This is a genomic window from Anaerobiospirillum sp. NML120449 (genome assembly GCF_023051105.1).
Classification (GTDB): domain Bacteria; phylum Pseudomonadota; class Gammaproteobacteria; order Enterobacterales; family Succinivibrionaceae; genus Anaerobiospirillum.
Genome location: NZ_JALKIL010000082.1, coordinates 1 through 4077, shown reverse-complemented (window position 1 = coordinate 4077; position 4077 = coordinate 1). Strand labels below are relative to the sequence as shown.

Annotated in this window: 1 protein-coding gene; it reads left to right on the top strand. The window is 49.3% G+C overall.

What is annotated here, in order from left to right:
* Positions 1-791 precede the first annotated feature (791 nt).
* Positions 792-4077, top strand: a 3286-nt coding sequence (locus MXE41_RS12795; protein WP_247100850.1) for a hypothetical protein, incomplete at its 3' end; no start/stop codon positions are given.

The following is a 4077-nucleotide window of genomic DNA, read 5'->3' as shown; positions in this document are numbered from 1 at the left end:
CACTAAATGAGAGCAGACGGGTTCTATTATTGTAGTTGAAACCTCGCCATCTGTCGCGCCTTTGGATGTTCTGACCTGCAAAAATCTCAGGTCCATCCTTTATGGTTCCTCAGAACAGCTTTTGCACAAATGACGCTTACACGTCAGCAGAAGCAGGTACAGCATTAAGCAGCCAACCTTCGCAAGGAATGGCAACGACACTGTCTGCCGGTGCTGAAAAAGCATCAAGGCCCCCACTCAGGCTTAGTACCCCTGAGCATGGGAAGACAGCGACGGCTTAATACTTACCTTTAAGCCAGGCAAATTGCTCAACCAGCCGCACTGCTGAACTGGCCCGTCCAGTCCAGGGAATTACAATCGGCACGCAGACTGAGCATGAAGCCGGGCATCCCCTCTCAACTGCTTCAGCAGACAAGGCAATAGCCTGTCCTGCCCACGTCCAGCACCAGATATGGTGTCCCTCTGACATACGTCAACCTCTGCCTGACGCTTCCTGTCCCGACACATTGAACAAAAAGCTGCCCAGGCCCAAGGCATGGGTATCGATGTGCCTGCACCATTCTGTCTCCTCTTCACTGCAACCACGGCAATGGAACTATCCGCTGCCTGCAGTGTCCCGCATAAGGCCACCACCGAAGTGAGGTGGTCTACAGGTTCCTGTGATTTCCTCTGAACTCTGACCGGCCAGCTCTGCCAGCCGGCAATTAAAAAAGCATTTACAGTACGAGTCAGAGGTACAGAAACACGCATCAGGACAGAACGCCCACTTCATCAAATTTTCAACAAACTAGATGAAACTTTCAAACAACGCCATCAAGTTCCTGATGGCTCAATATCGTGCAATCTACAAGAACGCCTACTTCAAGGGCATTGCCTCTGCTGTTGTTCTGACATCAGTTATGGCTGCTGGCGCTGCTCAGGCTGCTCCTACTGAACTTGCATCTGGTGATCTTACTCCCTTAGGAACTTCAAATGCTGAATTAACTATTTCAGGAAAGAGCGCTGCATGGGCAGCAACCCCAACAGCTGATCAGGCATGGAATGCGAGCGTAACTTCTACTGAGATAAATTCTAATAATACTGCAAACAGCATTACAGGTAAGACTAATGCTGTTACCTTCAAGGGCACAGGCTCTCTTACCATCGAGCATGCAAAAAAAGCAGATGCTTTTAAGATTGCAGCAGGTCAAGCCGCTCCTATAACAGTTGATATTGCTTCAGTAAATGTCAATAAAGGTACATTAAATGTCGCAGCCAGCGGTGGCCAGGCAGCCACCCTTATAGGTGACGTAATCAAGGTCGGTGCCGATGGCGCTATCAAAGTTGAAGGTGCAGCAACTCCAACTGTTGCAACAACCATTGGTGATAAGGGCACAGCCTTCCAGATGGCAGAAGGTGCAGTCATAGAGGCAGGTGAGGCTGGCGCCATTATTGGCAATATCTCAGCTGCCAGCGGTGGTGAATTTAAGTTTACAAACAAAGACTCTGATTTTAATGCTTTTGGTGCTGGTGCAAATGCTAAGATTAATGTTGCCGCCAAAGCAGCAACTGGCGCTAAAGCCACAATAACAATTGCTGATGATAAGGCAACAGAAGGTGTAAACGAGGGACTTCTGCAGATCACTTCTGGCTCCGTTGGAATGGATGCATCTACTGGCAATGCGGAGCTGATTATAAAGAGCGGTACATTAGAACTTGGCCAAAATGTGCAGGTTAATGTAGTTGCTCCGTCCAGTGGTGCAACTGTTACCGTTGGTTCCGGCTCTACAAGTGCTGCCGTTCTTAAGCTCAGCAAGGATCAGCTTAAGTCTATCCTTGAGCAGAAGAAAGGCCAGGTAGTTCTTGGCGCCTCCGGCACCATCAGCCTTACAGATACCACTCAGGTAGATGTAAGCGACTTATGGATGTCTGGTGATGCATTAGATCAGGCTATTGGCTTCTCAGGTTCAGGCTCCATCTATGCAGATGACATGCTTGTATCAGATACTATTACCAAAGAGGGTACTACAGCCAATGACTCTGCCAATACTATTCTCAAGGCTCGAAACTTAACCTTGGGTTCAGACTCTTACAATAAGAAAACTACCCTTGGTTTTGGTGAGGCAACTGCAGAGTCCCTTACCATGAAGGCATCTGGCACTTTTACTCTTGCAAATAAAGTGAAACTTGCTACTGCTAAGACCACCCCAACCGCCATTACCGGCAACGTACTCGTATCTGGTGGCTCTCTGACTGTTGAGCAGGGTGCTTACACTGCTGCCGATGGTATTGATGTAAGCGGTGGTACTGTTGCAGTAACCGCAGCTGCAGGCAAGACCGCATCCCTTACCGTAACTGGTAACTTCAAGGCTCAGGCTGCCCAAAACTCAACAATTACTGTCAGCGGCTCTGGAGCTCTCCTTGACTTAACCGGTGCTACAGTAACGGGTGTTGGTTCAACTAATAAGACGACAGCAATCGGTGTTGACGCAGGCACATTAAAGCTCAAGGGCACTGATGTTACCAGTCTCATCGGCGGTAACACAAAGGGCGGTGTCTTTACATTAAAGAATAACGCTCTGGTAGAGGTTGACGCCTCTGACGCAGAGCTGGTTCTTGATGCTACTAAGACTAAGAATGATAATGTTGAAGATAAAGGCTTCAACCTCAATGGTGGTAAGCTTGCTGTAAAGGGCTCCTTAGTTCTGTCTGGCGCCTCTGATGACCTTGGTTCCGGCACCATTCAGGCTGACTCCCTGACTTTCAAGAACGACACTGTAAACGTTGCTGCTGGTAAATATATTGCTCTGAGCTCACTTGGCGCTGTTAAGGCTGACGGCACAACCACAACAGCATTAGGTCTGTCAGGAGCTGCAGTTACCCTCGGCTCCAAGGATGCTCCAGATGCTGAGGGTTCTCTGACATCTGACATCAATGTTGGTTCAACCACTTCTGGTACCTTAACTGTTGCCGGCGGTGTATGGGGTGACCAGTCCACCAGCATGACTGTTGCTGTAACTGGTTCCAAACTTCAGGTTGGTGGCTTCTATGCAAAAGACACAGATCAGGCTGCAGGTAAGCCACCTGTAGCTGCAACCCTTAAGCTTAATACTCTTACCGGCACCTCCGGTACTGTTACTGTTGCTGAGGGCTCCAGCCTTGTTCTTAAGACTATGAGCAATGCTGGTTCTACTATCACTATTGGTGAGGGTGCATCCGCTACCACCAATAAGCTCACCACCACCGGTGGTAAGCTGAATATCAGCGGCACCATGAGTGTTAAGGGTGATTCCACTGTCGCGGATAAGAAGGGCGTTGACCTTGCAAGTGGTAACAAGACTGTTGTTGTTACCGACAAGGGCTTCCTCGAGTTCGGTTCAACTGCTGTAGGCTCTATGCTTACTGCTGACGGTGATGCATTTAAGCTCGGTACTGACCTTAAGGGCTTTACTGCCAGCTCCATCGACCTCCAGACCGGCGGTACTGTCAAGTTCAGCTTTGATTCTGGCGTTTCCCTGGAAGCAAAGGACTTAAAGACCCTGCGTGGCGTCTTCGGTGTTACAGCTGATGGAGCTTTAACTGCTGGTGTTCTGGATCTTGGCAATGCCACCATTACCGGTGTTACTGGCGAGGGCGGTGTTGTTGTAGATGGCAAGGTTGCATGGAAGGATATCAAGGGCTTTGCTGACGTCAACTCAGACGTTGTTAACAAGGACCTGGCTGATGTTATCGTAACCAACATCTCTGAAGATGTACGTGGTAACTTCGGCTCTCTGCAGCAGGCCGCCGGCTCAACAGACGAGCAGATTGGCATTACCACTTCATCCAGCTTAAGTGGTGCTGATAAGAACAATGGTCTGTTTGCATCTGACTCCACTGGCAAGAAGGTTGTTGGTCTGAACGTTAAGAACGGCACCTTAACCCTGAACGACTCTGGTAAAGTCGGTAAGGTAACTCTTGCAAATGGAGCTGTACTCAAGCTGAATGCTGGTCAGACTGGCTCTATCACCGTACAGGGTGATGTGAATGGCAAGGCTGCAGAGCTGCTGGTAAATACTGGCACTGCCAATGTAACTGGCGCTGCCAACATCGGCTTCC